1 pseudogene is annotated in these 691 nt (G+C 63.4%); it reads right to left on the reverse strand.

The window, feature by feature from the left end:
• Positions 1-573: 573 nt before the first annotated feature.
• Positions 574-691 (reverse strand): annotated as a pseudogene (locus CEK66_RS18910) (single-stranded DNA-binding protein); the annotation flags it as partial.

The following is a 691-nucleotide window of genomic DNA, read 5'->3' on the forward strand; positions in this document are numbered from 1 at the left end:
GACGGATGCGCTAAATCGCCTGCAAGGCGGCGGGGATGGGAGGTCGGACCTGGAGCTTCAGGACACCTCCGCCGCGTTGCCATGCGCATTCATGTGGTGAGGATCGTGGTGTAGCGGCGAGCGACGCCAATGTGCCTTTCGCAGAAGCGGCTTTAGCCGCGATGGCTTTCATCGGAAAGCCTGTCGCCGCTAAAGCAGCCCCTACGACACCTTCCCCGTTGCAGCCGGGTCGGCCGGCGTTGAGCGATAGCATGGACTCGGCACGAAAGCCGCGCCAAGGCGTTGCCGAGGCGACCGGGCACGACGCGACGCTTGGCGACCGACCCAGTTTTGAAGGCAGGAACAGCGGGGCACTCGCCGCTTGCATGCACGCTCCGGCCCCAATCGCCAGCGGTGAAAAGCACGGTACGTGTGACCACTCCAGTCGACCGATACCGTCTGGCTTCATATCGCCTGCCTTGGAGGACCGGACAGACTCGCGCTAGAAAGGAAAACACCTCGCCAAAACAGAAAAAACCCCGGCAAGCACAATGGCTTGCCGGGGTCTGTTTGCATCGCAGGAACGACGAAAGATCAAAACGGAATATCGTCATCCGCGAAGTCGTCCATCGGCGCGGACTGCTGCGGGGCCGGCTGCTGGCGACGCGGCGCGTAATCCTGCCCACCACCACCGCCACCACCGCCCATGCCG

This window comes from Xanthomonas sp. LMG 12460 (genome assembly GCF_009192895.1).
Classification (GTDB): domain Bacteria; phylum Pseudomonadota; class Gammaproteobacteria; order Xanthomonadales; family Xanthomonadaceae; genus Xanthomonas_A; species Xanthomonas_A sontii.